This is a genomic window from Saccharothrix ecbatanensis, from assembly GCF_014205015.1.
Classification (GTDB): domain Bacteria; phylum Actinomycetota; class Actinomycetes; order Mycobacteriales; family Pseudonocardiaceae; genus Actinosynnema; species Actinosynnema ecbatanense.
The window spans coordinates 2,921,271-2,945,281 of record NZ_JACHMO010000001.1 but is presented as its reverse complement, the minus strand read 5'-3'; the positions used below and the strand labels follow the sequence as shown (position 1 = coordinate 2,945,281).

General features: G+C 71.3%; 24 protein-coding genes. 9 read left to right on the top strand and 15 right to left on the bottom strand.

Annotated features, from left to right (window positions below; genetic code table 11):
* Positions 1–14: 14 nt before the first annotated feature.
* From F4560_RS12660 to F4560_RS12640, 5 genes are all read right to left on the bottom strand, one after another.
* Entirely contained in the window at positions 15–1,691 is a 1,677-nt protein-coding gene (locus tag F4560_RS12660) for a ribonuclease J (RefSeq protein WP_184919729.1), read from the bottom strand.
* Between the two features lie 10 nt (positions 1,692–1,701).
* On the bottom strand, positions 1,702–3,060 hold the full coding sequence (locus tag F4560_RS12655; protein ID WP_184919727.1) for a DJ-1/PfpI family protein: 1,359 nt from the start codon (positions 3,058–3,060) through the stop codon (positions 1,702–1,704).
* 3 nt (positions 3,061–3,063) lie between these two features.
* Entirely contained in the window at positions 3,064–3,486 is a 423-nt protein-coding gene (locus F4560_RS12650; protein ID WP_184919725.1) for a hypothetical protein, read from the bottom strand.
* A gap of 114 nt (positions 3,487–3,600) precedes the next feature.
* Positions 3,601–4,266, bottom strand: coding sequence for a response regulator (locus tag F4560_RS12645; RefSeq protein ID WP_184919723.1), 666 nt, complete (start codon positions 4,264–4,266; stop codon positions 3,601–3,603).
* Positions 4,263–5,387, bottom strand: coding sequence for a sensor histidine kinase (locus F4560_RS12640; protein ID WP_184919721.1), 1,125 nt, complete (start codon positions 5,385–5,387; stop codon positions 4,263–4,265). Before F4560_RS12640 ends, F4560_RS12645 begins: the two co-directional genes overlap by 4 nt.
* Positions 5,388–5,510: 123 nt before the next feature.
* Here F4560_RS12640 and F4560_RS12635 point away from each other — a divergent pair, with 123 nt between their 5' ends.
* Both F4560_RS12635 and F4560_RS12630 read left to right on the top strand, forming a co-directional pair.
* Positions 5,511–6,329: a hypothetical protein gene (locus F4560_RS12635; protein WP_184919719.1), complete on the top strand. Its 819-nt coding sequence runs from the start codon at positions 5,511–5,513 to the stop codon at positions 6,327–6,329.
* A gap of 85 nt (positions 6,330–6,414) precedes the next feature.
* Positions 6,415–7,194 carry an endonuclease/exonuclease/phosphatase family protein gene (locus F4560_RS12630; RefSeq protein WP_184919717.1) on the top strand — a complete coding sequence of 260 codons (780 nt, stop codon included), beginning with the start codon at positions 6,415–6,417 and terminating at the stop codon, positions 7,192–7,194.
* On the opposite strand, the gene F4560_RS12625 is transcribed toward F4560_RS12630, so the two are convergent.
* Both F4560_RS12625 and F4560_RS12620 read right to left on the bottom strand, forming a co-directional pair.
* Positions 7,182–8,399 carry an NAD(P)/FAD-dependent oxidoreductase gene (locus tag F4560_RS12625; RefSeq protein WP_184919715.1) on the bottom strand — a complete coding sequence of 406 codons (1,218 nt, stop codon included), beginning with the start codon at positions 8,397–8,399 and terminating at the stop codon, positions 7,182–7,184. The two genes, F4560_RS12630 and F4560_RS12625, sit on opposite strands and share 13 nt — an antisense overlap.
* Positions 8,400–8,505: 106 nt before the next feature.
* A complete protein-coding gene (locus F4560_RS12620) occupies positions 8,506–9,909 on the bottom strand; it encodes an aminotransferase-like domain-containing protein (RefSeq protein WP_184919712.1) in 1,404 nt (467 codons plus the stop codon).
* A gap of 61 nt (positions 9,910–9,970) precedes the next feature.
* On the opposite strand from F4560_RS12620, the gene F4560_RS12615 reads away from it, so the two are divergent.
* Both F4560_RS12615 and F4560_RS12610 read left to right on the top strand, forming a co-directional pair.
* Positions 9,971–11,128 carry a trans-sulfuration enzyme family protein gene (locus F4560_RS12615; RefSeq protein ID WP_184919710.1) on the top strand — a complete coding sequence of 386 codons (1,158 nt, stop codon included), beginning with the start codon at positions 9,971–9,973 and terminating at the stop codon, positions 11,126–11,128.
* A 217-nt stretch (positions 11,129–11,345) separates the two neighbouring features.
* Positions 11,346–13,013 (top strand): sigma-70 family RNA polymerase sigma factor, encoded by a 1,668-nt coding sequence (locus F4560_RS12610; RefSeq protein ID WP_184919708.1) that lies wholly within the window; start codon positions 11,346–11,348, stop codon positions 13,011–13,013.
* A gap of 33 nt (positions 13,014–13,046) precedes the next feature.
* On the opposite strand, the gene F4560_RS12605 is transcribed toward F4560_RS12610, so the two are convergent.
* From F4560_RS12605 to F4560_RS12585, 5 genes are all read right to left on the bottom strand, one after another.
* Positions 13,047–13,193 carry a DUF1059 domain-containing protein gene (locus F4560_RS12605; RefSeq protein ID WP_184919706.1) on the bottom strand — a complete coding sequence of 49 codons (147 nt, stop codon included), beginning with the start codon at positions 13,191–13,193 and terminating at the stop codon, positions 13,047–13,049.
* 92 nt (positions 13,194–13,285) lie between these two features.
* Positions 13,286–14,002, bottom strand: a complete 717-nt coding sequence (locus tag F4560_RS12600; protein WP_184919704.1) for a spermidine synthase — start codon at positions 14,000–14,002, stop codon at positions 13,286–13,288.
* Positions 14,003–14,076: 74 nt separating this feature from the next.
* Complete coding sequence (locus F4560_RS12595; protein ID WP_184919702.1) at positions 14,077–14,487, bottom strand: arsenate-mycothiol transferase ArsC; 411 nt, start codon at positions 14,485–14,487, stop codon at positions 14,077–14,079.
* Entirely contained in the window at positions 14,484–15,224 is a 741-nt protein-coding gene (locus F4560_RS12590) for an aquaporin (protein ID WP_184919700.1), read from the bottom strand. The genes F4560_RS12595 and F4560_RS12590 overlap by 4 nt, the downstream gene beginning before the upstream one ends.
* A complete protein-coding gene (locus F4560_RS12585; RefSeq protein WP_184919698.1) occupies positions 15,225–15,914 on the bottom strand; it encodes an arsenate reductase/protein-tyrosine-phosphatase family protein in 690 nt (229 codons plus the stop codon). It abuts the gene before it with no gap.
* A gap of 113 nt (positions 15,915–16,027) precedes the next feature.
* Here F4560_RS12585 and F4560_RS12580 point away from each other — a divergent pair, with 113 nt between their 5' ends.
* Positions 16,028–16,687 (top strand): arsenate reductase ArsC, encoded by a 660-nt coding sequence (locus tag F4560_RS12580; RefSeq protein WP_184919696.1) that lies wholly within the window; start codon positions 16,028–16,030, stop codon positions 16,685–16,687.
* 21 nt (positions 16,688–16,708) lie between these two features.
* Here F4560_RS12580 and F4560_RS12575 read toward each other — a convergent pair whose 3' ends face one another.
* From F4560_RS12575 to F4560_RS12565, 3 genes are read right to left on the bottom strand one after another with little or no spacing between them, the layout of a single operon-like run.
* A complete protein-coding gene (locus F4560_RS12575; protein ID WP_184919694.1) occupies positions 16,709–17,062 on the bottom strand; it encodes an MmcQ/YjbR family DNA-binding protein in 354 nt (117 codons plus the stop codon).
* 19 nt (positions 17,063–17,081) lie between these two features.
* On the bottom strand, positions 17,082–18,308 hold the full coding sequence (locus tag F4560_RS12570; protein ID WP_312869265.1) for an MFS transporter: 1,227 nt from the start codon (positions 18,306–18,308) through the stop codon (positions 17,082–17,084).
* Positions 18,295–19,815 (bottom strand): FAD-dependent oxidoreductase, encoded by a 1,521-nt coding sequence (locus F4560_RS12565; protein ID WP_184919692.1) that lies wholly within the window; start codon positions 19,813–19,815, stop codon positions 18,295–18,297. The genes F4560_RS12570 and F4560_RS12565 overlap by 14 nt, the downstream gene beginning before the upstream one ends.
* 99 nt (positions 19,816–19,914) lie before the next feature.
* Here F4560_RS12565 and F4560_RS12560 point away from each other — a divergent pair, with 99 nt between their 5' ends.
* From F4560_RS12560 to F4560_RS12545, 4 genes are all read left to right on the top strand, one after another.
* Positions 19,915–20,748: a helix-turn-helix domain-containing GNAT family N-acetyltransferase gene (locus F4560_RS12560; protein ID WP_184919690.1), complete on the top strand. Its 834-nt coding sequence runs from the start codon at positions 19,915–19,917 to the stop codon at positions 20,746–20,748.
* Positions 20,749–20,913: 165 nt separating this feature from the next.
* Positions 20,914–21,906 (top strand): non-homologous end-joining DNA ligase, encoded by a 993-nt coding sequence (ligD, locus tag F4560_RS12555; RefSeq protein WP_246477785.1) that lies wholly within the window; start codon positions 20,914–20,916, stop codon positions 21,904–21,906.
* Positions 21,907–21,959: 53 nt separating this feature from the next.
* Entirely contained in the window at positions 21,960–22,460 is a 501-nt protein-coding gene (locus tag F4560_RS12550) for a DinB family protein (protein WP_221483467.1), read from the top strand.
* Between the two features lie 90 nt (positions 22,461–22,550).
* On the top strand, positions 22,551–23,975 hold the full coding sequence (locus F4560_RS12545) for an MFS transporter (RefSeq protein WP_312869260.1): 1,425 nt from the start codon (positions 22,551–22,553) through the stop codon (positions 23,973–23,975).
* The last annotated feature ends 36 nt before the right edge of the window (positions 23,976–24,011 follow it).

Below are 24,011 nucleotides of genomic sequence, written 5' to 3'. Positions count from 1 at the left end.
CGGCACCACCGGAATCACGCCTCGACGACGACGGGGATGACGACGGGGCGGCGGCGGTAGGTGCGTTGGGCCCACATCTGGACTTCGCGTCCGATGAGTCGTTCGAGTTCTTCGATGTTCTTGACGCCGCGTTCGGCTGCGCCGGCGAGGGATCGTTCGATGGCGGTGGTGGCGGGTGTGAAGGTGCCGCCGTCGTGTTCGAAGCCGTGGGCGATGTAGTCGGGTGGTTCGGCGAGGTGGCCGGTGTCGGTGTCGATGAGGGCGACGATGGTGATGACGCCTTCTTCGCCGAGGGTGCGGCGTTGGGCGAGGGAGGCTTCGGTGACGCCGCCGACGGTTTGTCCGTCGACGTAGATGTTGTGGACTTCGACGCGTCCGGTGACGGTGACGCGTCCGTCCTGGAGGTCGATGACGTCGCCGTTGGCGGCGATGGGGACGCGGGCCCGGTCGACGCCGGTGCGGACGGCGAGTTCGGCGTTGGCGCGCAGGTGTCGGGCTTCGCCGTGGACGGGTAGCACGTTGGCGGGTTGGACGATGTTGTAGCAGTAGACGAGTTCGCCGGCGCTGGCGTGTCCGGAGACGTGGACCTTGGCGTTGCCCTTGTGGACGACTTTGGCGCCGAGGTCGGTGAGGCCGTTGATGACGCGGTAGATGGCGTTCTCGTTGCCGGGGATCAGCGAGCTGGCGAGGAGCACGGTGTCGCCTTCCTCGACCTGGATGGAGTGGTCGCCGCTGGCCATCCGGGACAGTGCCGCCATCGGTTCGCCCTGGGATCCGGTGCAGACGAGGGTGACCTGGTTGGGGGGCATGCGGTCCATGCGTTTGATGTCCACGACGAGCCCCGGCGGGACTTTGAGGTAGCCGAGTTCGGTGGCGACGGCCATGTTGCGGACCATGGAGCGGCCGACGAAGGCGACTTTGCGGCCGTGGGTGTGGGCGGCGTCGAGGACCTGTTGGATGCGGTGGACGTGGCTTGCGAAGCTGGACACGACGACGCGGCGGGGGGTGGTGCGGAACACTTCGTCGATGGCGGGGGCGAGGTCGCGTTCGGCGGTGGTGAAGCCGGGGACGTCGGCGTTGGTGGAGTCGACGAGGAACAGGTCGACGCCTTCTTCGCCGAGGCGGGCGAAGCCGCGCAGGTCGGTGATGCGGCCGTCGAGGGGGAATTGGTCCATTTTGAAGTCGCCGGTGTGCAGGACGAGGCCGGCGGCGGTGCGGATGGCGATCGCCAGACCATCCGGGATGGAGTGGTTGACGGCGAGGAATTCCAGGTCGAACGGCCCGCGGGTGAGTTCCTGGCCTTCGGCGACCTCGACGGTGACGGGGACGATGCGGTGCTCGACCAGCTTCGCGCGGAGCAGGCTCAACGTGAGGCGGGAGCCGATGATGGGGATGTCGGGGCGTTCGCGGAGCAGGTAGGGGACGCCGCCGATGTGGTCTTCGTGGCCGTGGGTCAACACGACGGCGACGATGTCGGCGAGGCGGTTCCGGAGGCTGGTCCAGTCGGGGAGGATGACGTCGACGCCGGGCTGGTGTTCTTCGGGGAACAACACCCCGCAGTCCACGATCAGCAGTTTGCCGTCGTGCTCGAACACGGTCATGTTGCGGCCGATTTCACCGAGCCCTCCCAGGGCGGTGACGCGCAGCGCGTCGGGGGCGAGGGGCGGCGGAGGGGCGGAGGTTCGAGCCATGGTCACACCCTCACGCTACGTGAGGGTGGGGCGGCGAAAGAAGGTGGCCCGTCCGTCCGCCGTGGACCGCGCGCATGAGACCAAGCGCCGCCAACACACCCAGCGCGGCGAGCGAGAACGGTCGGAGGGTGAGGGTCCACGGCCAAGCCGAGCCGGTGAGCGCGAGGTGGTCGATCGGGTACTCCAACACCTTCGCCGTCCACACCGCCGTGGCCACGTCCGTGGTGTGCGCGAGGTCGCGCAGCACGCCGTCGAACGGGAAACCGGGCTCGCCGTGGAGGTAGACCGGCGCGAGTTCGGCGTACCGGTCCGCCGCACGACGGTCCGAGGCCGACGCGCCCGGCACCACCAGCCGGTCGAGATCGCCCGTCGGCGCTGCCCGAGGCATGAACGTCAGCCCATGTCGGGACCGGACCGGCGCGGCGTCGAGGCTGACGGCCACCGTCCGTACGGCCAACGACTGCCCGTACGTGTCGTACACCGAAGCAAGCTCGATCTCCCCGACCCCGTCGGTGAGCAGCACGCCGGCAGTGGACCGGTCCCACCGGAAAGCGGTGTTGAACGCGACCACGGCGTCGGCCGGTTCGACTTGCGCCTGCGCCATCGGAGCCGGAGTGCCGGGCCGGAAGTGACGCCAGCCGACCACGTCCGCCGCCCGTGCCGCCGCCTCCGGCCCGACGAGCCGTTCGACCACGTGCAGCGTGCCGTCGATGCCCGACAGGATGCCCGCCGTGGTGATGACATCGCCGTCGTCCACGTACCGCGTGCCCCGGACCCAGTCGACGGCCGGGTAGAGGTCTTCGGCGGCGTCGATGCGGAGCCAGTGCGAGGTGGCCGGACGTCCGTCGAGCACCCCGGCCGCCGCGAGCACCCGTGATCCGTTGCAGATGCCCAACACCAGCGATCCGCCGGCGGCCTGCCGGGCGAGCCAGTCCATGACCGGCTTCGACGTGCTCTCACCGACGTCCGGCAGGGCGGGCACCACGACCACGTCGGGCGAAGTGCCGAGCAGGCCGTCGAGTTCCGTGAAGCTCAGGTCCGGCACCAGGTCCAGCCCGCCGGTGAGCGGAACCGGGTGACCGGTGGGCGCGACCGTGTAGACGTTGAACGCGCCCGTCGTGGCCAGGATTTCGTAGGGAGCAAGGGTGTCCGAGACGACAGCGCCATGGTCGCCCACCACGACCACGGCCGTCGGCTTGGCGGGGTCGTGCGCCACCGGCGACGAAGGCGGTGACGCACTGTCGGTTCGCGGCGCGTACAGGTCGTCGAACGCACCCAAGGCGGTCGGCGTGCCGAGAGCGGTGGGGAGCGCCAGGGCGGCGAGCAGGAACACCAGTGCGGTGCCGGTAATCCGGAGAACGGTTCGCATCGCTCAGCACCCGTATTCGTGCCGACGGCGCAGCATCGCGACCAGCATGGCGGGGACCATCAGCACGTGGCCGGCGGTCATCAGCGCCATCCCGGACAGCGGTCCGGCCCAGTGGAACGGCAGCAGCACCAGGAAAGGCACGTACATCGCGGCGGACATCTCGGCGATGCCGGCCCAGCCGTGGCGGCGGATCCGCATCCACAAAGCCATGCCCAGCGACATGTTCGTGGCCATCACCAGCACGTGCGCCGTCACGACCTCCGCCAAACCGGGCCACACGAACGACCAGACCGGCTCCAGGACGACCATCCCGGCCACCATGGCGACGACCATCTCCAGGAAGTGCCGGGTGAACCGCCACACTGCGCGCGTCTTCGGCTCGGGCTCGGTCCGACGGGTTGTGGTTATCGTCTGTTCGGGATTCATGACGCCTCCTCCGTAGCGGGCTTTCAGTGCTACGGAGATCGTCGGCCGTCAGCGACGCCAGGTCAGGTGCCGAAGGTCATGAGTCGGGTCATGTGCGCGGCATGACCCCGGCGGTCAGCACAGGCCGAGTTCCCGTGCCCGCAACGCCGCCTGCGTGCGGTCACGCACCTGGAGCTTGGACAACACGCTGGTGACGAGGTTCTTCACGGTGCCCTCGGCCAGGAACAGGCTGCCCGCGATCTCGCGGTTGCTGCGCCCCTCGGCGAGCAGCCGGACCACGTCGAGTTCACGTTCCGACAGCGGCACGGCCATCGGTTGCCGCACCGGAACGTCCTCCTGCGGCAGTCGGGCGACCCTGGCCACGAGCTTGGCCGCGACCGACGGCTGGAGCACTGACTCCCCGCGCCGTGCGGCCACCAGCGCCTCCACCAGCCGGGCCGACGACACGTCCTTGAGCAGGTACCCGACCGCGCCCGCCCGCAGCGCCGCGAACACGTCCGCGTCGTCGTCGAACGTGGTCAGCGCCAGCACCCGAACCCCCGGCTGCTCCACCCGCAGCCGGTCGGTCGCCGCGATGCCGTCCAGCACCGGCATGCGCAGGTCCATCAGCACCACGTCGGGACGCAACTCGGCGCACCGCCGCACGGCCTCCTCGCCGTTGCCGGCCTCGCCGACCACCTCGATCTCCGGCTGCACCTCCAGCAACGTCGCCAACGCCTCCCGGAACAACGCCTGGTCGTCCACGATCAGCACCCGCACGGCGGACTCCGACGCGCTCATGCCGGCACCTCGACCGTCAGCGTCAGACCGCGCCCGGCGGCGGAGTCGACGGCCACCTGCCCGCCCAGGTTCGCCACCCGTTCCCGAAGCCCGATCAGGCCGTACCCGGCGTCCGGCGGCACGTCCTCACGCAGCCCGCAGCCGTCGTCACGGACCTCCAGTCGGACCACGTCGTCGCGGTCGAAGTCCAGCACGACGGTCGCTGTCGAAGCGCCCGCGTGCTTCCGCACGTTGGTCAACCCCTCCTGGGCAGCCCGGAACAGCGATTCCTCGACTTCGGCCCGGATCGCGCGGGCCGCGCCGTGGACCTCCACCTCGGTCGGCACGACCGCCTCGCCCGCCAACGCCCGCAACGCGTCCACCAGCGGCTCCGATCGGGGTTCGCGCAGCGCGGCGACCGAGCGGCGGACCTCCGCCAGCGCCTGTTTCGACTGGTCCTGAGCCTTGGCCAGCATCGAGTCGAGCCGGTCCGGGTCGGCGGTGCCGATCACCGCACGCGCGGCTTGGAGCAGCATCTGCACGACGGTCAGGTGGTGGCCCAACCCGTCGTGGATGTCCCGGGCGAGCCGGTTGCGCTCCTGCGTGGTCGCCAACTGTTCGGCCTGGGCCGCGTACCCGCGCAGCTGCTCGTTGGCCGCCGCCAGCTCCGCCCTGGCACGCTGCTCACGCACTAGCAGCAACGTCACGACCAGCGTGAACGTGGTGACGGCCAGGGTGTTGAGCCCTTCCCGCAGCCCGTCGGGCCAGTCCATGTTCACGTGGATCAGCGGGATGACGGCGGCGACTACGGCCGCGCCCGGCGTCGGCAGCAGCAACACGCTCTGCGACACCAGGACGACGAGCAGCAGCACGGCGCCGACCGCCGCCCCCGACAGCGAGAACAGCAGGAAGCCCAGCGGCACCTGGACGCACGCGTACGCCACGGCGAACGCCCGGCCGCGCCGCTGGACCCACTGGAAGCCGAAGATCGCGATCAGCGCGTACACCAGCCCGACCAGCAGCGTCGGCACGAGTTCCTGCTCGTAGCTCGCCGAGCCAAGCGGCAGCGTCGCGTACGCGATCACGGTCAGAACGCTCAACGCCCACTGCACGCCACCACTGTGCTGGACCCCCAACACCATGGTCAACCTGGGGGTTCCGCGCTTCCTCGGACGCCCGCCGGGCCGTGTCTTCGCTGCTTCCACGCTCGCATTGTGGGATAACTAGCCGGGTCACGTTCGTGAAGTGTTCCGAGGAGGAACGACATGCCAGATCACGGTGTCGAAGTCGGCAACCCGGTCGAACTTCCGCCGTACCGAGCCGTGCTGGTGGTCGACACCAAGGAGTTCGGCTCCAACTCGGACCCTGGTCAGGCTCATCTCGTGGAGATCGTGTCCGACGTCCTCGCCCGCGCCTTCGAACGCGCCGGGCTCGGTCACGTGTGGCGGGAGGCGTTGTTCCCGCACAACACCGGGGACGGTGTCGGTATCGGATTCGACACCCGTCACCTGCCCGCCGTGGTCAGCGGGTTCTTCGACGCGCTCCAGGACGAGCTGGCCGAGCGGGACGCCCGGCTGCGCGCACGTGACCGGGCCTTGCGCCTGCGGATGCGGGCCAGCCTGAACGTGGGACCGGTCCGCGAGGCCCCTCCCGGTGGATCCGCGGCGGTGGTCGGCAGCGCGGTGATCACGACCCATCGACTGCTCGACTCGCAGCCCGTCCGGGACGTGCTCACCCGGTCGGACCCGGACCAGACGTTCCTCTCGGTGGTGCTGTCCCAGCGGGTGTTCGACGACGTGCTCGCCGCCGGCTTCGCGTCGCTGTCCGCGTCCCGCGTGGTGCCGCGGTTCGTGCAGATCAAGGAGTACAGCGGCACGGTGTACCTGTACGTGCCGAAGCCCAGCGGCGACCTGCTGTCCCACGGCGTCGCCGAGTACCAGGAGGACCTCGACGCGGCGAAGGCCGTGCAGGAGACGCCGCCCACGCCCGCCGGCACCGTCACCTCCAACGTCGTGAGCGGTGGCAGCCACAGCGGGATGACCATCCAGGTCGGGCACCTCCACGGCGGCATGCAAAACAAGTGAGCGGTCCGGTGTCCCGAAGTGCCGGCGCGGCAGGGGTCCGCTTGGCGGTACGGCGGGTGCGCGGCCGGATGTGAGCATGGTCCGCATGGGCCTCACGCGCAGGATCGCCGGTTCCCTCATGGTCGTGTTCCTGCTGAGTGGTCTGCTGTCGGTCCCGGCCGCCGCCGCCACCGCGTTCAAGGTGCTCCAGTTGAACCTGTGCAACAGCGGCGTGGCCGGCTGCTACCAGGGCGGGCGCGCGGTGGACGAAGCCGTCGTGATGATCCAGCGCCGGCTGCCGGACGTGGTGTCGGTGAACGAGGTGTGCCTGTCCGACATGTCCCGCCTGACCGCCGCCGTGGGCGCGACCGCCGCGTACCGGTACGCGTTCGTGCAGAACAGGTCCACGAACTCGAACCTCCAGTGCACGGCCGGCCGTGGCGCCTACGGCAGCGGGATCATCGTCAAGGAGGGCATCAGGTCGGGTGGTCAGGGCACCTACGCGGCCCAGGACGGCGGCAACGAGATCCGCGCCTGGGCCTGCGCGCTCAGCGCCGTGCGTGGTTTCACCGCCTGCACCACGCACCTCAGCACGACCGGCACGACGGCGCTGGCGCAGTGCCGCGAGTTGGTGCCCGCGACGGTCCTGGCCCACGACCCCACCGGCTCCTCGACGACGAGGCACGTGGTGGTGGGCGACCTGAACCTGAAGTACAACCCGGGTTCGGCCACGAACGCCCAGAACTGCGTCCCGTCGGGCTGGTTCCGCAAGGGCGACGGCGACGTGCAGCACGTCATCGCCCGCACCCTGACCTTCGTGTCGACCCAGGAGTACGCCATGTACCGCACCGACCACCCGGCGTTCGTCGTGAACTACACCTTCTGAGCGGGATCCTTCTGGTCGGCGGTCGGCGTTCCGCTGTTCCGGGCCGCGAGCAGCTCCTGGCGCTTACGGCCGCCTGAGACGCGGTGCAGGCGGTACGAGCCGGGCTTGCCCGCCTCACCGGCCAGGTGCCCGACGATCCCCTTGCACACGATCTCCTTCACCTTCGCGCCGAGGCCACCGCCGATGTGGAACCCCACCGCGACGTCGTAGCGGTGGGCGAACTGGAAGATGCCGGCGCTGCGCCCCAAGCTGATGCACTGACCCGCGAACACGTGGTTGAGCGTCGAGGGTTCCTCACCGTCGATCCGGCTCAGCACCGTGTCGGCGGCCCGCGCGCCCAGCGGAATCGCGGCCTGGCAGCTCATCCGCAGCGGCAGGTCCGACGGCGCCGCCGAGTCACCGGCCGCGACGATCCGCACGTCGTCCATGCTGGTCAACGTCTCGTCCGTGCGCAGACGACCCAGGGCGTCGGTGCTCAGCCCACTGCGCCTGGCCAGGTCGGGCACGCCGAAGCCCGCGGTCCAGATCGTCACCCCGCTCGGCAGCTCGCGGCCGTCGGCGAGCCGCACGGCGTCACGCGTCACGGCCGTCACCTTCGAGCCGGGGCCGTCGAGCACCGTCACGCCGAGCCTGGCCATCTGCTTGGCGACCGAGCGCCGGCCCCGGGCGTGCAGGTACGGGCCGAGCACGCCGCCGCACACCAGGGTCACCGCGCGGCCGGCCTCCGCCAGCTCGGTGGCGGTCTCGATGCCGGTCGGGCCGGCTCCGACCACCGTCACCGGGGCCGTGGCGGACGCGGCGTCGAGAACCGGCAGCAGCCGCCGCACGTCCTCCAGGGTGGCGATCGGGTAGGCGAACTCGGCCGCGCCGGGCACGGTCGGGTCGGCGCTGCCACTGCCCACCGCGTAGATCAGGTAGTCGTAGCCGACCGTGCCGCCGGACGCCAACGTCACACCGCGCTCGGCCGCGCCGATCCGGGTCACGCTGTCGACCACCAGCCGGACGCCCTCGGCCAGCACGTCCTTGTAGTCGACCACCGCGTCGTGCGTGCTGCCGACCAGTTGGTGCAGGCGGACCCGGTCGACGAACGTCGGCCGCGGGTTGATCAGGGTCACGGTCACGTCGTCGCGCTGCCGCAGGCGATTGGCCGCCATGACCCCGGCGTACCCGCCGCCGATCACGACCACATCGGTGTTCACAGCCATGGTTTCTCCTCTGTGTTCCAGCGGTTCGAGCACAAGACACCGCGGCACCGGAGGCTGTGACAGGCCGTGAGGCAGCTCACTCCACACCAGCTCACCCCACCGCTGGTCAGACGGACATCGAGGCCACGAGCGGCGGGCGGATCGGGTCGGCCGCGAACGCGCGCCACGCGGCGGCCAGCGCGACAACGGCGGTGCTGATCACCTCGGGTTCCGCGGTGAACGGCAGCCGGAGCCGGTCGCCGCTGCCACCGGTCGGGTCGAGCGAACCACCGGGCAGCACGGCCACCCCGTGCCGCAACGCCACCTGGGCGTAGGACGCGGCGTTCACGCCGGGCAGCCGGACCCACAGCGTCTGGCCACCCAGCGCGGGCGTGAACTCCCACTCCGGCAGCTCTTCCCGAAGCAGTCCGCACAGGTGGTCGTGCTGCCGCCGCAGCGCCGTCACGCGCGCCGACCGCACCGCGTCGAAGTCCGCCAACAACTCCACCGCCGCCAGCTGGTCCAGCACCGCGCTGCCCAGGTCCTGCACCGCCTTGAACCGCGCCAGCCGGGCGACGAGCGACGCGTCGGCCCGCACCCAGCCGACCCGCAGCCCGCCCCACACCACCTTGCTCAACGACCCCACGGTGACGGCCTCCGCGTCGGGCGGTCGCACCGGCGCGCCGGTCAGGTCCAACTCGGCCAACACCTCGTCGAAGATCACCGGCACGTCGCCCGCCACCCGGATCAGCCGCCGCCGTTCCAACGGGCTCCACGACGTGCCGCTGGGGTTGCGGAACGCGGGCATCGCGTACACCAACACCGGTTTGCCCCGACCCAACGCGCCCGCGAGGTCGTCGTCCGCCCGGACCACCGCCCCGGCCTCCCGGAACAGGTCCAGCGCACCGGGGTACGTCGGCGCCTCCACCAGCACCTCGTCACCCGGCCGCACCAACGCGCGGGTCAGCAGCGCCAACGCCTGCTGCGCCCCGGTGGTCACCAGGATCTGGTCCGCCGTCGTCGGCACGCCGAGATCGCGGTACCTGGCGGCGAGCGCGGCACGCAGCGCCGGGTGCCCGGACGGGTGATAACCCAGGTCCACGGCACCGAGCCGGTCCACCGCCCGCCGATGCGCCCCGACCAGACCGGCGGGCGGCGACAACGGCCCGGCGCACGCGAACTGGAGCACACCGTCGGGTGGCTCCAGGAGGTTCACGAACATCGGGTTCGCCGTCTCTTCACGGGCGGCCGCCGCACGGCCACCCGGTGACACCCACGTCCCGCTTCCGCGCCGCCGGGTCAGCCGCCCCTCCTGCCGGAGCAGGTCGTACGCGGCGATCACGGTCGTCCGCCCGACCGCGAGCCCCGAGGCCAGCGACCGGTCCGGCGGCAACAACGTGCCCGAGGGCAGCAGCCCTTCGTCGATCAACTCGCGCAGGCGTGCGGCGAGCAGCAGGTACAGCGAGCCCCGGCCCGCCGACCAGCGCCCGAGCCGTCCCGCGAGGTCGTCCACGGCGATTGGTTTCACCATCGGACCAATCTAACCGAATTGGATCTACTCCCAGACCACTTCCGCGCGGCAAGCTCGTGTCATGAAGCCCGACACCCGCGTTGTGCACACCGAAGTACCCACCCTGACCAGCAGGCCCCTGTCCGTGCCGCTGTACCAGACCTCCGGCTTCTCGTTCGACGACCTGGATGCCTTCGCCGACGGCATGACGCGGCCGGACGGCGCGTTCGTGTACAGCCGGCTCGGCAACCCCACGGTTCGGGCGCTGGAGAACGCCGTCGCGGCCCTCGAAGGCGGTGCGGCGGCTCTCGCCACCGCCTCGGGGATGGGCGCGATCAACGCCGTGCTGCTCGGGAACCTCAAGACCGGTGACCACATGATCGCCCAGCACGCGCTCTACGGCGGCACCCTCGCCCTCCTGCACGACCTGGAGGAACGCTGGGGCATCGCCGTGACCTACGTCGGCGGCCACGACCCGGAGGAGGTCCGCGCCGCGCTGCGCCCCGAGACCAAGGTCCTCTACCTGGAGACGATCGCCAACCCCACGGGCCACGTCAGCGACCTGCCCGCGCTCGCCGCCGTCCCGGGTGACGACGTGCTCGTGGTCGTGGACAACACGTTCGCCTCACCGCTGCTGTGCCGCCCGATCGAGCACGGCGCGGACGTCGTCGTCCACTCGACCACCAAGTACCTCGGCGGCCACAGCGACGTGACGGGCGGCGTGGCGGTCTTCGCCGACGCCGACCGTCACCGCGCGACCTGGCACCACTCCATCGAGCTGGGCGTCACGCCGGACCCGTTCGCCGCCTGGCTCACCATCCGCGGCATGAACACCCTGGCGCTGCGCGTCCGGAAGCACGAGCGCAACGCCGGGATTCTGGCCCGACGGCTGGCGGAACACCCGGCGGTGGGGGAGGTGCACTGGCCCGGCCTCGACACCCACCCCAGCCACGCCGTCGCGTCCCGGTTCATCGACGGCTACGGCAGCACCTTCTCGTTCGACCTGGCGGACGCGGACGCGGGCCGGCGGTTCGTCACCGGCCTCGGCCTGGTCCGCCTGGCGCCGTCGTTGGGCGGCACCGAGACGTTGGTGCTGCACCCGGCCAGCACCTCGCACCGCCAGCTCACCGAGGAGCAGCTGAACGCCAACGGCATCAGCGGCGGGACGATCCGGCTGTCCGTGGGCATCGAAGACGCGGACGACATCTGGGACGACATCACCCAGGCCCTGGACCGCTGACGGATAGCCCCTGCGTGACGTCCCTCAGGCCCTGGGCGGTGCGCGCGGTCCGCCGTGTACGGACACGCGCTCTCGTGCCGATCATGCTCGCGTTGCATCGGTCGGGTGGAAAGGCTGGTCCGGCAGAGGGTATCTCGATGAAACTTGCCGCTGGTCCTTCGATAAGGTCCATATTGCACTCCGTGCATACAAACCGTGCCGGGAAGGAGACGTCCGGTTGATCGGGCATCCCGACGAGCACGCCCTGGACCGGTGGGAGACCGCCGACTTGGCGGTCCTGCGCGACGACCTCGACCACGCCCTGCACGGGGAGAGCGGGGAGGTGCCGCAGCAGTCCCGGCCACCGTCCGACCCGGAGCTGATCGAAGCCGTGCGCGGCGGGGAGATCCAGGCGTACGGGCTGCTCTACGAGCGTCACGTCACGGCCGCCCGAAACCTGGCCCGGCACCTGTCCCGGTCGAACGCGGAAGCCGACGACCTGGTCTCGGACGCGTTCGCCAAGGTGCTCGACGTGCTGCGGGCGGGTCTCGGGCCGGACTCGGCGTTCCGCGCCTACCTGCTGACGGCGGTGCGGCACAGCGCGTACGACCGGACGCGGCGGGACAAGCGGCTCAGGCTGGTGGACGACGTCGAGGCGGTCTCGGGCGTGGAGAAGGTCACCACGGTGCCCTTCCGCGACCCGGCGGTGGAGACGTTGGAGCGGTCGCTGGCCACCATGGCGTTCGCGAGCCTGCCCGAGCGCTGGCAGACCGTGTTGTGGCAGACGGAGATCGAGGGCCAGACCGCCTCCGAGCTGGCGCCGCTGCTCGGGCTGACCGCGAACGGCGCCTCCGCGTTGGCCTACCGGGCCCGTGAAGGCCTCAAGACCGCCTACCTCCAGGCGCATCTGGCGCGCAACCAGGCGAACCGCTGCCGTGCCACCGTGGCGAAGCTCGGCGCGTGGACCCGCGGCGGCCTCAACCGGCGTGAAGCGGCGCAGGTCGAGGCGCACCTGGACGAGTGCGTGGACTGCCGTGCCCTCGCCGCCGAACTCGCCGACGTCAACGGCACGCTGCGCGCGGTGATCGCGCCGCTGGTGCTGGGCACCGGTGTCACCGGCTACCTGGCCGCGTCGGCGGGCGCTGCCAAGGCGGGCACGGCGGCGGGTGCGGGTGCGGCGGCTCACTCGGTCGGGCCCTGGCTCGGCGTCGCCGCGTCGACCACCGCGGTGGTGGTAGCCGTCGTGTGGGGTCTGAACAGCGAGCGCCAGGCCGTCGTCCCGATGCCGGAAGCCCTGCCGCCCACGGTGAGCGTCGACTCGCGGTCGTCCGACTCGCCGACGTTCGCGGCCACCTCGGAGCCGTCGTCCGTGCCCACCGAGCTGTCCGGCGCGACTCCGTTGACCACGGGGGAACCGGCCAACGGTCCAGCGGAACCGGTGCCGCCCGCGGAGTCCACTGCCGCGGCGCCGACCACCACCGTCGAGCCCGTGGCGGAGCCGTTGGTGCCGGTCGTGCCGCATGGCTTCACCATGAACACCGGTGGGCCGCCCGTGGACGTGCCCGTCACCATCCGCAACACCGGCCGGACGCCGGTGGCGTCGCCGACGCTGGTGCTGTCGCTACCCGACGGCATTCGAGTGGTCGGCCCGGGCAACAACGTGCGAGGCCGGGCGTTGGTGGGGTTCGACGGCGCGGCGCGGCAGAACATCGGGTGCCCGGCGGGTCAGGGCACGGTGACGTGCGCGGCCGGTCACGAGTTGGCCGCGGGTGGCTCGGTGACGTTCGTCTTCCGGCTGCTCGCCGGACCGAAAGCGGTCGGCGGCGCGATCAGCGGCACGGTCACGGCCGGCTCGGCCACGCCGGTCACGGTGGAGTTCACCGTCGCCGTCACGCCGAAGAAGTAGACCGCGACCGCGCCGGACGTCTGTCGGGTCGGCTCAGTAAGCCATGAAGAGGATCTCGTCCCGGGAGTAGTCGTGCCCCGGGTGGTTCTCCTTGAGGTGCTGCTGGGTCTTGGCCACGAGTTCGTCCTCGTCCTGCCCCGTGATGGGCTCTCCACAGGGACAGGTGATGTTGCGCTTCATTACACCCTCCGAAGAAGTGATCTCCGAACCGACTTTACTGCCGGTGGCGCGACCGTGGAGGCGGTTCGGGTTCGCGCACCCGTAGCAACCGGTCAGCCGGAGGTCTTGGCCACGTAGACCGTGCTGGTCGCCTCGCGTTGTTGCAGCGGGTTGGGGAACCGGACGATCTCGGCGCTGACGTGCTCGAACCGGTCGGTCAGCGCCGCGGTGTACTCGTCGTCCGGCGGCTCGTTGGACCACAGGGCGAACACACCGCCGGGGTGCAGGCTGTCGGCCAGTCGGCCGAGGCCTTCCGGCTGGTAGAAGTCGGCGTTGTCCGGGTGCAGCAGGTGGCGCGGCGAGTGGTCGATGTCCACGATGATCGCGTGGAAACGCCGGCCGGGTGCTTCCGGGTCGAGCCCCTGGCCGGAGCGCGCGAGGGCGAAGAAATCGCCGTGGACGAGCCGGCAGCGCGGGTCGGCGGCCAACTCCGCGCCGCCGGGCAGCAGTCCCTGGCGGTGCCACTCGATGACCTCGCCGAGCGCGTCGACCACGAGCATCGACCGCACGTTCGGGTTCTCCAGCACCGTCCGCGCGGTGTACCCGAGGCCGAGCCCGCCCACGACGACGTCCAACGGCGCGGGCAGACCCGCCAGCGCGAGGTGCGCCATTTCCACTTCGGACACGGTGAACAGGCTCGACATCAGGAACTCGTCGTTGAGCTTGATCTCGTGGACCTCGCGGTCGAACATCGGGTCCCACCGGCGGCGGAGCACGAGTTCGCCCAGGGGCGTCCGCCGCCAGTCGAGTTCCTGGAAACGCGCGCTCATCGGGTTACCTCCGCTGTCGGTCCGCTGTGGGGATTACCCAGAATCGAACGGTCCGACTCGCGGGGGCACCGAGACTACGCGGGCGCGTCGAGGAGTTCTGCGAGCAGGTTGCGGACGCGGCGGTCGATGTCGTCGCGGATGGGGCGGACGGCGTCCACGCCCTGGCCGGCCGGGTCTTCGAGCTCCCAGTCGAGGTAACGCTTGCCGGGGAAGACGGGGCAGGTGTCGCCGCAGCCCATGGTGATGACCACGTCGGAGGCTTCGACGTCCTCGGTGGTGAGCTTGGACGGCACCTCGGCGGTGATGTCGAGGCCCAGCTCGGCCAACGCCTCGGCGGCGGCCGGGTTGACCTTGTCGGCGGGCGCGGAGCCGGCCGAGCGGACCGTGACGCGGCCGAGGGCGTAGTGCTGGAGCAGCGCGGCGGCCATCTGGGAGCGGCCGGCGTTGTGCACGCAGACGAACAGGACTTCGGGCTTGCTGGTCAACGGACTTGCCCTTCGGTGACGGGTGCGGTGCTGTCGGTGGTGGACGGGACCGGGGCGGTCGGAGCCGGGGTGGTCTGGGTGGGGTAGAGCAGGCGCAGCAGCGGCACGGCCACCGCCACGCCGACGAGTTGGGCCAGCACGTAGGCGGGCACGGAGCTCGGGGCGATGCCTGCGAACGTGTCGCTGAACGCACGGCCGACGGTGATGGCCGGGTTCGCGAAGCTGGTGGAGCTGGTGAAGAAGTACGCGGCGCCGATGTAGGCGCCGACGGCGGCGGGCGCGAGGGCGGCCCGGCCGGACCTGACGAGCGAGAAGATGACCAGCAGCAGGCCGACTGTGGCCACGACCTCGGACAGCCCGTGCGCGGCCGTGGCCCGTTCGGTGGTGCTGATGCTGATCGGGGCCGCTTCGAACATGGTGTTGGCCAGGACCGCGCCGGTGACGCAGCCGAGCACCTGGACGAGCGCGTAGGCGGGGACGTCGCGCCATGCCAGCCCGCGGAAGATCGCGTCCACGAGGGACACGGCGGGGTTGAAGTGGCCGCCGCTGACCGGGCCGAAGATCAGGATGAGGGCGAAGAGGCCGACGGCCGTGGCGGCGGCGTTCTCCAGCAGTTGCAGGCCGACGTCGCCGGGGGAGAGGCGTTGGGCGGCGATGCCGGAGCCGATCACCAGGGCGGCGAGGAGCAGGCTGCCGAGGTATTCGGCGACCAGCCGGTGGGGGAGCGGGCGGGGCATTCAGGATCCCTCGGGGGCGGGGCGGACGGCGGGCACGAGGCGTTCGACGCGGTCGGCGAGGTCCCGGTAGGCGGTGGCGAAGGCGTCCTCGGTGCCGACGGCGGCCGGGTCGGGCACGGACCAGTGGAGCCGGTCGTGGTGGTCGGTGAGTTCTTCGTGGGCGTTGTCGCACACCGCGACGACCAGGTCGTCGGGTTGGAGCACGTCGTCCAGGTGGTGCGGCCGGGCGCGGGTCAGCGACAGGCCGTGGGCGCGGGCGGTGGCGACGGCCAGCGGGTGGACCCGTTCGGCCGGTCGGGTGCCCGCGCTCGCGGTCGGCACGGTGCTGCGCTTCTTCCAGAGTGCGGCGGCCAGCTGCGAGCGTGCCGAGTTGTGGCTGCACACGAACACGACCCGGGGCGCTTGGCGCAGCCCCGTCGGCACGAGGTCGGCCAGGGCGGAGGTGCGCAGCCGCAGGTAGGTGCGCCGGTGGTCGCCCTCCGACCGGGACCGCTCGACCACGCCCGCCTGTTCGAGCAGCTTGACGTGGTGGGCGAGGAGGTTGCTGGGCAGGCCGAGCTCGCGACCGACCTCGCCGGGTGAGGCGTCGCCGAGCACGAGCAGCTCGACCAAAGCGAGCCGGGCGGGCTCGCCGAGGGCCGCGTGCACCCGTGCACGGGCCACCGTGTCCGAAGGCCAGTCAGTAGTCATTGAGTCAATGATGCTTGAGCGGGTTCACCCAGTCAACGTGTTGACGCCCACCGGGATGCTCAACGACTATTGACTCAATAAACGTTGACTGAGAATGCCGGAGGGTTGGAACGATGACCGGGACCAGCGAACACCGCCGCCACGACCTGAGCGTCGACCAGCAACTCGCCCTGCGCACGGCCGCCGTCCGGTTGCGCGAGTCGTTCGACGGGGTGTTCGGCGCGGAGACGATCGAGCGGTTCCTGTACTCCAGCTATGACCAGTTCGCGGCGCACAGCACCATCCCGAACTTCCTGCCGCTGCTGGCCGAGCGGTTCGCCCGTCAGCGCCTGCACGCCCTGGCACGGGTGGAGGGGCACCACCAGGACGGCAAGCCGACCGTGCTGTTCCTGTGCGTGCACAACGCCGGCCGCAGCCAGATGGCGCTCGGGTTCTTCCAGCACCTGGCCGGGGACGCGGCCGTGGCCTGGTCGGGCGGCTCCGAGCCGGGCTTCGAGATCAACCCGTCCGCGATCGAGGCGATGGCCGAACGCGGGATCGACATCACCGGCGAGTTCCCCAAGCCGTGGACCGAGGAGATCATCCGCGCCGCCGACGTCGTGGTCACGATGGGCTGCGGCGACGCGTGCCCCGTCTACCCGGGCAAGCGCTACCTGGACTGGACGTTGGACGACCCGGCGGGCAAGGACGTGGCCGACGTCCGCCCGGTGCGCGACGAGATCGAACGCCGGGTCCGCGCCCTGCTCGCGGAACTGGACGTGCCGGCCGCCTGAACCGTCAGCGGGCCTGAACCGTCAGCGGGACCGGGCCGGGTCGGGCGCCACGGCGATCAGCTCCTCGGGCGCGGACAGCCGCCACGCCTCGAAGACCAACTCGGACAGCTCGTCGGCCTCGATGCCCTCCAGGCACACGACGACCCAGCCGAAGCCGCCGGCCGTGAACTGCTCCTCGAACACGTCCGGCCGCTCGGCCACCAGCGCGAGCTGTTCGGAGATGGTCTGCTTCAGGCCCACGGTCTGCGTGCGCGGCCAGTAGTAGCCGAACCGCTTTCCCCGCACGCCGTACGAGCTGTAGTCCCCGCTGTCCTTGCGTTCGACGTCGACGAGCGCGTTCACCATCCGGAAGAACTCGTCACTACCCACAGCCACCGCAGCCCCCTGAGACGTCCTACTCCACAGTGTAAGTGTCCCGTCGGGACGGCACGGACTTGAGGGAGATCGCGGCCGCGACCAGTCCCACCGCCGCCAGCAGGGTGAACACCGCCGGGTAGCCGCCCAGTGGTCCGGCGAGTGCGATCGCCGCCCACGGTGCGACGGCGGCGGTGACGGTCAGCGGCGCGTGGAGGAGGCCGCTGAGTCGTCCATAGTGGGCGGTGCCCCAGCGGTCGGAGATGGCGGTGGCCTGGGTGAGCGTGAAGATGCCCCGGACGACGCCTGCCAGCACCGCGGCGGCGACGAGCGCGCCGGCCGGACCGGGTATCAGTCCTAAGAGGAGGGTCGTGGTGGCCGCCGCGGACAGGACGCCCGCGGTTCGGGCCTTCACGCCGAACTTCGCCACCAGACGCCCGTAGCCGAGGCGTCCGAGCACCTGACCCACGCCGCTCAGACCGAGCGCCCAGGCGGCGGTGGTTGGGGAGACTCCCCGTTCCACGAACAGCGGCACGAGCGCGACGACGATCCCGTACACGGCCACCGCGCCGACGCTCATCGAGACCACGAGCAGCACGAACGGGCGGCTGCGCGCGATCGTGGTCGGACGGCGGCCGTCCGTTGCCGCCGGATGGGCGGGCCACGGCAGCCGCAGGCCGAACAGGTGCGCGGGGATGGTGAGCACGGCCAGCAGCGCGGCGAGCACCAGGTAGGTCTCCCGCCAGCTGAAGTGCCCGGCCAACGCGTCGGTGAGCGGGGCGAACACCGTGCTCGCCAGCCCGCCCGCCAACGTCACCACGGTCAGCGCGGCCACCCGGCGTTCCGCGCCGTGCCAGCGGGTCAGGGCGGCGAACGCGGGCTGGTACAGCACCCCGGCCATCGCCACCCCGACCAACACCCACCCCGCGTAGAACCACGGTAACGACCGCGCCGACGCCACCAAGCCCAGCGCCGCCACCGCCAGCACCGACCCGACCGTCATCACCACGCGGGGGCCGTGCCGGTCGAGCAGTCGGCCGACCGGCACCCCGACCACGGCGCTGACCAGCAGCGCCACCGAGAACGCCCCGGTAACCGCCGCGCCGGACCACCCCCGGTCGGCCGCGATGGTGGGAGCGAGTACCGGGAAGCCGTAGAACAGCACGCCCCAGCTGGTGATCTGCGTCAGGCAGAGGACGACCAGGACACGGCGCGGCCCGGCGTGCCCCTTGAGCACACCGGGCCGCACCACCTCAGGCTCGCGCACCCGACGCGGTCAGCGTCAGATCCGCCACCGACGGCGTGCCGCAGCAGCCACCCGACTCCGGCTCGACGTTCGCCACCGCCGGCGCCGCCTCGTCCTTCGCCACGGACGGCGTGCCGCAACAGCCGCCCGACTCCGGCTCCACCTTCGCCACCGCTGGCGCCGCCTCGACCTTCGTCACCGCCGGCACCGGCTCGGCCTTCGCTGCCGCCGCCGGCTCGTCCTTTGCCGCCACGGACGGCGCGGCGCAGCAGCCGCCCGAAGATTCCGGCTTGGCCACGTCGAACACACCGGACCCGCCGCACACGCCGGTCTCCGGCAGCTTCAGCTCGACCTTCGCCGCCGACTCGTGGTCACCCGCGATCTCCGCCGCCACGCTGCGCACCTGCTCGTACCCGGTCAACGCGAGGAACGTCGGCGCGCGGCCGTAGCTCTTCATGCCCACCAGGTAGACGCCCGGCTCCGGGTGCCGCAGCTCGTTCGCGCCGTGCGGGTACACCGTGCCGCACGAGTGCACGTTCGGGTCGACCAGCGGCGCCAGCCTGGTGGGCGCCTGGAGCACCGGGTCGAGGTCCAGCCGCACCTCGGACTGCCACGAGTGGTCCGGTCGGAACCCGGTCAGCGCCACGACCTCGTCCACCGGGTCGAGCCGGTGCCCGTCCTCCGACACCAGCACCAGGCGCTCGCCGTCACGCTCGACCGCCTCCGTGCGGAACCCGGTGACCACCTCGACGTGCCCGGCCTTCACCGCTTCCTTCGCCTTGAGCCCCAACGCGCCGCGCGCCGGCAGCTGGTCCGCCTCGCCGCCACCGAACACGGCGCCGACCGCGCCGCGGCGCAGCAGCCACGTGATCTTCGTGTCGGGGTGCCGCTCGGCCACGTCGGCCAGCGCGATCAGGGCGGTGAGCGCGGAGTGCCCGCTGCCCGCCACGGCGATCCGCTTGCCCGCGTACCGGGCCTCCTCGCCGACCACGTCCGGCACGCGGTAGCCGATCCGGTCGGACGCCTCCGGCTCACCGGCGGCCGGCAGCCCGTCACCGCCCAGCGGGTTCGGCACACCCCACGTGCCCGACGCGTCGACCAGCGCGCGGGCGGTGATCCGCTCGCCGCCCTCGACGTGCACCGTCAACGGCTCGCTGTCCCGGCCCGCGTCCACGACCCGGTCCCGTCCCCGGCGCGTGACCCCGACGACCCGCGAGTTCACCCGGACGTGGTCGCCGAGCGCCCGCGCCAACGGCACCAGGTACTCCGCCGCCCACTCCTCGCCGGTGGGGTAGCCGTCCGGGTCGGGCGCGCTCCACCCGGTGGGCTCCAGCAGCCGGCGTGCGGCCGGGTCGACCAGTTCGGACCACTGCGAGAACAGCCGGACGTGCCGCCACTGCGCCACCGCCGCACCCGCCTGCGGGCCCGCTTCGAGCACCAACGGCCGCAACCCGCGCTCCAGCAGGTGGGCCGCCGCGGCCAACCCGACCGGCCCCGCCCCGACCACGACAACGGAGAGCTCGTCCACCAGACACCTCTTTCATCGGCGTTCATCGATCGAACGAGGAGAATGTATCGAGGAACGTAGATAGATGCAACCATCGGTGTTTGTCGATAGTCTGGGGTCATGACGACGCTGCTGCCCACCCCGGGCCTCGCTCCGGAGGACGCCACCACGTACGCCGAGTGGTTCGCGTGCCTGGCCGACCCGACCAGGGTGCGGCTGCTGCACACCGTCGCCATCCACCCTGGCGAGATTACGGTCGGCGCGCTCACCGAGGCGGTCGGCGTGAGTCAGTCCACTTGCTCGCACCACCTGCGGAAACTCGCCGACGTGGGCTTCGTCCGGCTGCGCAAGGAGGGCACCGCGACCCTCGTGTCGGTCAACGCGGCGTGCTGCACCGGCCTGCCGCACGCGGCGGACGCCGTGATGGGGACGATCGTCACCCGGCCGTGCTGCCCGGTGGACCTGCCGTCCGACGTGACCGTCCGCGCCTTGGCGGAGGACGACTGGGCCGACGTCCGCCGCGTCTACGGTGAGGGCATCGCCACCGGCAACGCCACCTTCGAGACCGAGACCCCCAGTCGACGCGTCCTCGAATCCAAGTGGCTGCCGGACCACCGCTGGGTGGCGGTCATCGACGGCGAGGTGGCCGGATGGGCCGCACTAGCCCCCGTGTCGACCCGCGAGTGCTACTCCGGCGTGGCCGAGAACTCGGTGTACGTGGGTGAGGGCTTCCGCGGTCGCGGGGTGGGCAAGGCGTTGCTGCACAGGCAGGTCACCGCAGCCGACGAGGGTGGCCTGTGGACCCTCCAGACCGGCATCTTCCCGGAGAACCGGGCCAGCATCGCCCTGCACCACTCGGCCGGCTTCCGCACCGTGGGCGTCCGCGAACGCATCGCCCAGCACCACGGCGTGTGGCGCGACACCGTCATGCTCGAACGCCGCAAATCCCCGTGAGTCCTACGTTCAGAACGCGCGAGTCCTACGTTCAGGACCACCGTGTCCTACGTTCAGGACCCCCGAATTCAACACTCGGAACGCGGCCGGCGCGTAAGTCCGACGTGCGGCGCCGGGCCGCCGGGGTGACACTTGGCGCAATGTCCGTCTACAAGGGACGGTCGTATGCCGTTGCGCGCCGAGACCGCGTTCCCCGAGCTGATCCGTCCCATGCTGGCCTCGTCGGGCGTCCTGCCGGCGGGCACGGGGTGGGCGTTCGAGTTCAAGTGGGACGGTGTCCGAGCGGTCACCTACGTGCGTGGCGGGCGGGTGCGGGCGATGACCCGCAACGACCTGGAGGTGTCCGCGACCTACCCGGAGGTCCGGGCGCTGTCCGCACTTCTGGGTGAACGGGAAGCCGTCCTGGACGGCGAGATCGTCGCTCTCGGCGCACAGAAGCAGCCGGATTTCGGCCGGTTGCAGTCCCGCATGCACGTCGCCCGACCCGGTGACGACCTGATGGCCCGCGTGCCCCTCGTGTACTACGTGTTCGACCTCCTGCACCTGGACGGACGGTCGCTGCTCGGCGAGCCGTACACGACCCGCCGGGACGAGCTGGCGACGCTCGGGCTGGGCGGCCGGGCCGAGGTGCGCGTGCCGCCGTCGTTCACCGACGTGGACGGTCGGGACGTGTTGGCGGTGGCCGAGGACTACGGGCTCGAAGGCGTGGTCGCCAAACGGGTCTCCTCCCGGTACGAGCCCGGACGTCGCTCGACGGCGTGGGTGAAGGTGCCGTTGGTGCGCACGCAGGAGGTGCTGATCGGCGGCTGGCGGCCCGGTGACGGTCGCCGCGCGGGCACGATCGGGTCACTGCTGCTCGGCGTGCCGACCGACGACGGTCTCCGGTACGTGGGCAAGGTCGGCACCGGCTTCACCCACGCGGCGCTGGTCGACCTCCAGGGACGGCTGCTGCCTTTGGCCCGGACCACGTCGCCGTTCGCCGGCCCGGTGCCCCTCGACCAGGCCCGCCGCGCCCACTGGGTGGACCCCGACCTGGTCGGCGAGGTCGAGTACCGGGCGTGGACGACGGACGGCCGGCTGCGGCACTCGTCGTGGCGCGGGCTGCGGCCGGACAAGAACCCCGAGGACGTCGTGATGCCGCCCCGGGTGTCTGGTTGACCTGTCTGGTTGACCGGAATTGTCGGTGGGGCCTGTTAGCTTCCGGCGACTGCATGATCGGGACGACGGGGGCCACGGTGGACGAGGAGAAGAGCGCGTTGGCGATGTTCCTGGACGCGCAGCGCGGTGCGGTGCTGGCGATCCTCGAAGGCCTCGACGACGTGGCGTTGACGACCCCGGTCCTGCCCTCGGGGTGGACACCGCTGGCCATGGTCGAACACCTGGGCTACGCCGAGCGGCACTGGTTCCAGGAAATCCTCACCGGGCACGCCGACCCGTTGCCGTGGGCCGACCCCGCGCCGTTCACCACGCCGAGATCGCCGTCCGAGGTGTTCGCGTTCTACCGGGAGCAGTGCGAGCGGTCGGACGCCGCGCTCGCCTCCCTGCCGCTGTCGACAGCCCCGGTGGGGCGTCATCCGGGCTGGCTGGGTGAGGAGACCACCGATTTACGTCGGATCGTCCTGCACATGATCGAGGAGACCGCACGCCATGCCGGTCACCTCGACGCGGTGCGTGAGTTGCTGGACGGGAAGACCGGCCTGGGGCCCAGATAGCCGGAGAGGTGACTTCAAAGTGCCTTCTTCCGCGCCCGTCGCGCATGGCAGATGATGCATGTGCATGCAAGCGGCGGACCAAGGAGTGAAGTGCACACGACATCGCAGAGCCCACCGGTAGACGGCGGCCTGACCCGCATGACCCCGCGCGCCCGCGCACTGCTGTTCGTTCTGTGCGGCTCGATCTTCCTCGAAGGCGTCGACGTCTCGATGCTGGGTGTCGCCCTCCCCGCGATCAGGGGGGACCTCGGCATGGCCCCCGGCGAACTCCAGTGGGTCGTGAGCGCCTACGTGCTCGCCTACGGCGGCTTCATGCTGCTGGGCGGTCGCGCAGCCGACCTGCTCGGCCGACGCCGGATGTTCGTCCTCTGGCTGACCGTGTTCGTCGTGTTCTCCGGGCTGGGCGGCCTGGCCACCGACGGCTGGATGCTGATCACCGCACGGGCGATGACCGGCCTGGCCGCCGCGTTCATGACGCCCGCCGGGCTGTCCCTGATCACCACGAGCTTCCCCGAAGGACCACTGCGCAACCGTGCCCTGCTCTGGTACGCGGGCACGGCGGCGGGTGGCTTCTCGCTCGGCCTCGTCGTCGGCGGCCTGCTGACCGCGCTCGGCTGGCGCTGGGTGTTCTTCGTCCCGGTCATCCTCGCCGCGGTGATCCTGGTCCTGGCGGTCAGGCTGATCGCGCACGACGACGCGCCGCCCCGGACCGGCCAGGGCTACGACGTCTTCGGCGCGATCACGATGACGCTCGGCGCGGTCGGCGTGGTCTACACGGTGGTGGTCGCCCCGGAGGTCCCGCCCAGCGAGACGGTGCTGACGGCGGCGATCAGCGTCGCCCTGCTGGTGGCGTTCGTGATCGCGGAACGGAGGTCCAGTGCGCCGCTGATGCGGCTGGGCATCTTCCGCAGCGTGAACCTGGTGCGGGCGAACCTGGCCACGATCCTGTTCGCCGGATCGTTCGTCGGCTTCCAGTTCATCACCGTGCTGTACCTCCAGGACCTGCGCGGCTGGACCGCGTTGCAGACCGGCCTGGCCCTGCTGGTGATCGCCATCGACTCGGTGCTCGCGCCGACCCTGACGCCGAGGCTGGTCGACCGGTTCGGCAACCCCAAGGTCCTGGTCGCCGGCTTCGCGGTCGCGCTCGTCGCCTACGCGTTGTTCCTCGGCATCCCCGCCGACGCCGACTACTGGACCGCGATGTTCCCGACCATGGTGCTGCTCGGGGTGGCGTTCACGCTGGTCTACGGCACGTTGACGATCGTCGCGGTGGAGGGCGTCGCGGATGAGGAGCAAGGGCTGGCCGGTGGCATCTGGAACACGTCGTTCCAGTTCGGCGGCGCGCTCGGCCTGGGCATGGCCGCTTCGCTGAGCGTGGGGGAGGCCGGGTTGCTGGAGGGGTTCCACCGGGCGCTGGTGGTGCCGGTGATCGCGACGGCTGTGGGGTTGCTGATCGTGGCTACCGGGTTGGTGGGCAAGAACCGGGTTGGTGCTCAACAGCGGGTTGGTGGGTGAGGAGCGGGTTGGTGACGAGGCGGGCCCGTGAGTCGG

Coding starts and splice junctions, on each gene's coding strand:
- F4560_RS12585 (WP_184919698.1), bottom strand. CDS start 15,914: ATGACTACTGACTGGCCTTCGGACACGGTGGCCCGTGCACGGGTGCAC.
- F4560_RS12635 (WP_184919719.1), top strand. CDS start 5,511: ATGCCAGATCACGGTGTCGAAGTCGGCAACCCGGTCGAACTTCCGCCG.
- F4560_RS12605 (WP_184919706.1), bottom strand. CDS start 13,193: ATGAAGCGCAACATCACCTGTCCCTGTGGAGAGCCCATCACGGGGCAG.
- F4560_RS12620 (WP_184919712.1), bottom strand. CDS start 9,909: ATGGTGAAACCAATCGCCGTGGACGACCTCGCGGGACGGCTCGGGCGC.
- F4560_RS12600 (WP_184919704.1), bottom strand. CDS start 14,002: ATGAGCGCGCGTTTCCAGGAACTCGACTGGCGGCGGACGCCCCTGGGC.
- F4560_RS12615 (WP_184919710.1), top strand. CDS start 9,971: ATGAAGCCCGACACCCGCGTTGTGCACACCGAAGTACCCACCCTGACC.
- F4560_RS12645 (WP_184919723.1), bottom strand. CDS start 4,266: ATGAGCGCGTCGGAGTCCGCCGTGCGGGTGCTGATCGTGGACGACCAG.
- F4560_RS12625 (WP_184919715.1), bottom strand. CDS start 8,399: ATGGCTGTGAACACCGATGTGGTCGTGATCGGCGGCGGGTACGCCGGG.
- F4560_RS12660 (WP_184919729.1), bottom strand. CDS start 1,691: ATGGCTCGAACCTCCGCCCCTCCGCCGCCCCTCGCCCCCGACGCGCTG.
- F4560_RS12550 (WP_221483467.1), top strand. CDS start 21,960: ATGATCGGGACGACGGGGGCCACGGTGGACGAGGAGAAGAGCGCGTTG.
- F4560_RS12580 (WP_184919696.1), top strand. CDS start 16,028: ATGACCGGGACCAGCGAACACCGCCGCCACGACCTGAGCGTCGACCAG.
- F4560_RS12650 (WP_184919725.1), bottom strand. CDS start 3,486: ATGAATCCCGAACAGACGATAACCACAACCCGTCGGACCGAGCCCGAG.
- F4560_RS12560 (WP_184919690.1), top strand. CDS start 19,915: ATGACGACGCTGCTGCCCACCCCGGGCCTCGCTCCGGAGGACGCCACC.
- ligD (WP_246477785.1), top strand. CDS start 20,914: ATGCCGTTGCGCGCCGAGACCGCGTTCCCCGAGCTGATCCGTCCCATG.
- F4560_RS12590 (WP_184919700.1), bottom strand. CDS start 15,224: ATGCCCCGCCCGCTCCCCCACCGGCTGGTCGCCGAATACCTCGGCAGC.
- F4560_RS12655 (WP_184919727.1), bottom strand. CDS start 3,060: ATGCGAACCGTTCTCCGGATTACCGGCACCGCACTGGTGTTCCTGCTC.
- F4560_RS12630 (WP_184919717.1), top strand. CDS start 6,415: ATGGGCCTCACGCGCAGGATCGCCGGTTCCCTCATGGTCGTGTTCCTG.
- F4560_RS12640 (WP_184919721.1), bottom strand. CDS start 5,387: ATGGTGTTGGGGGTCCAGCACAGTGGTGGCGTGCAGTGGGCGTTGAGC.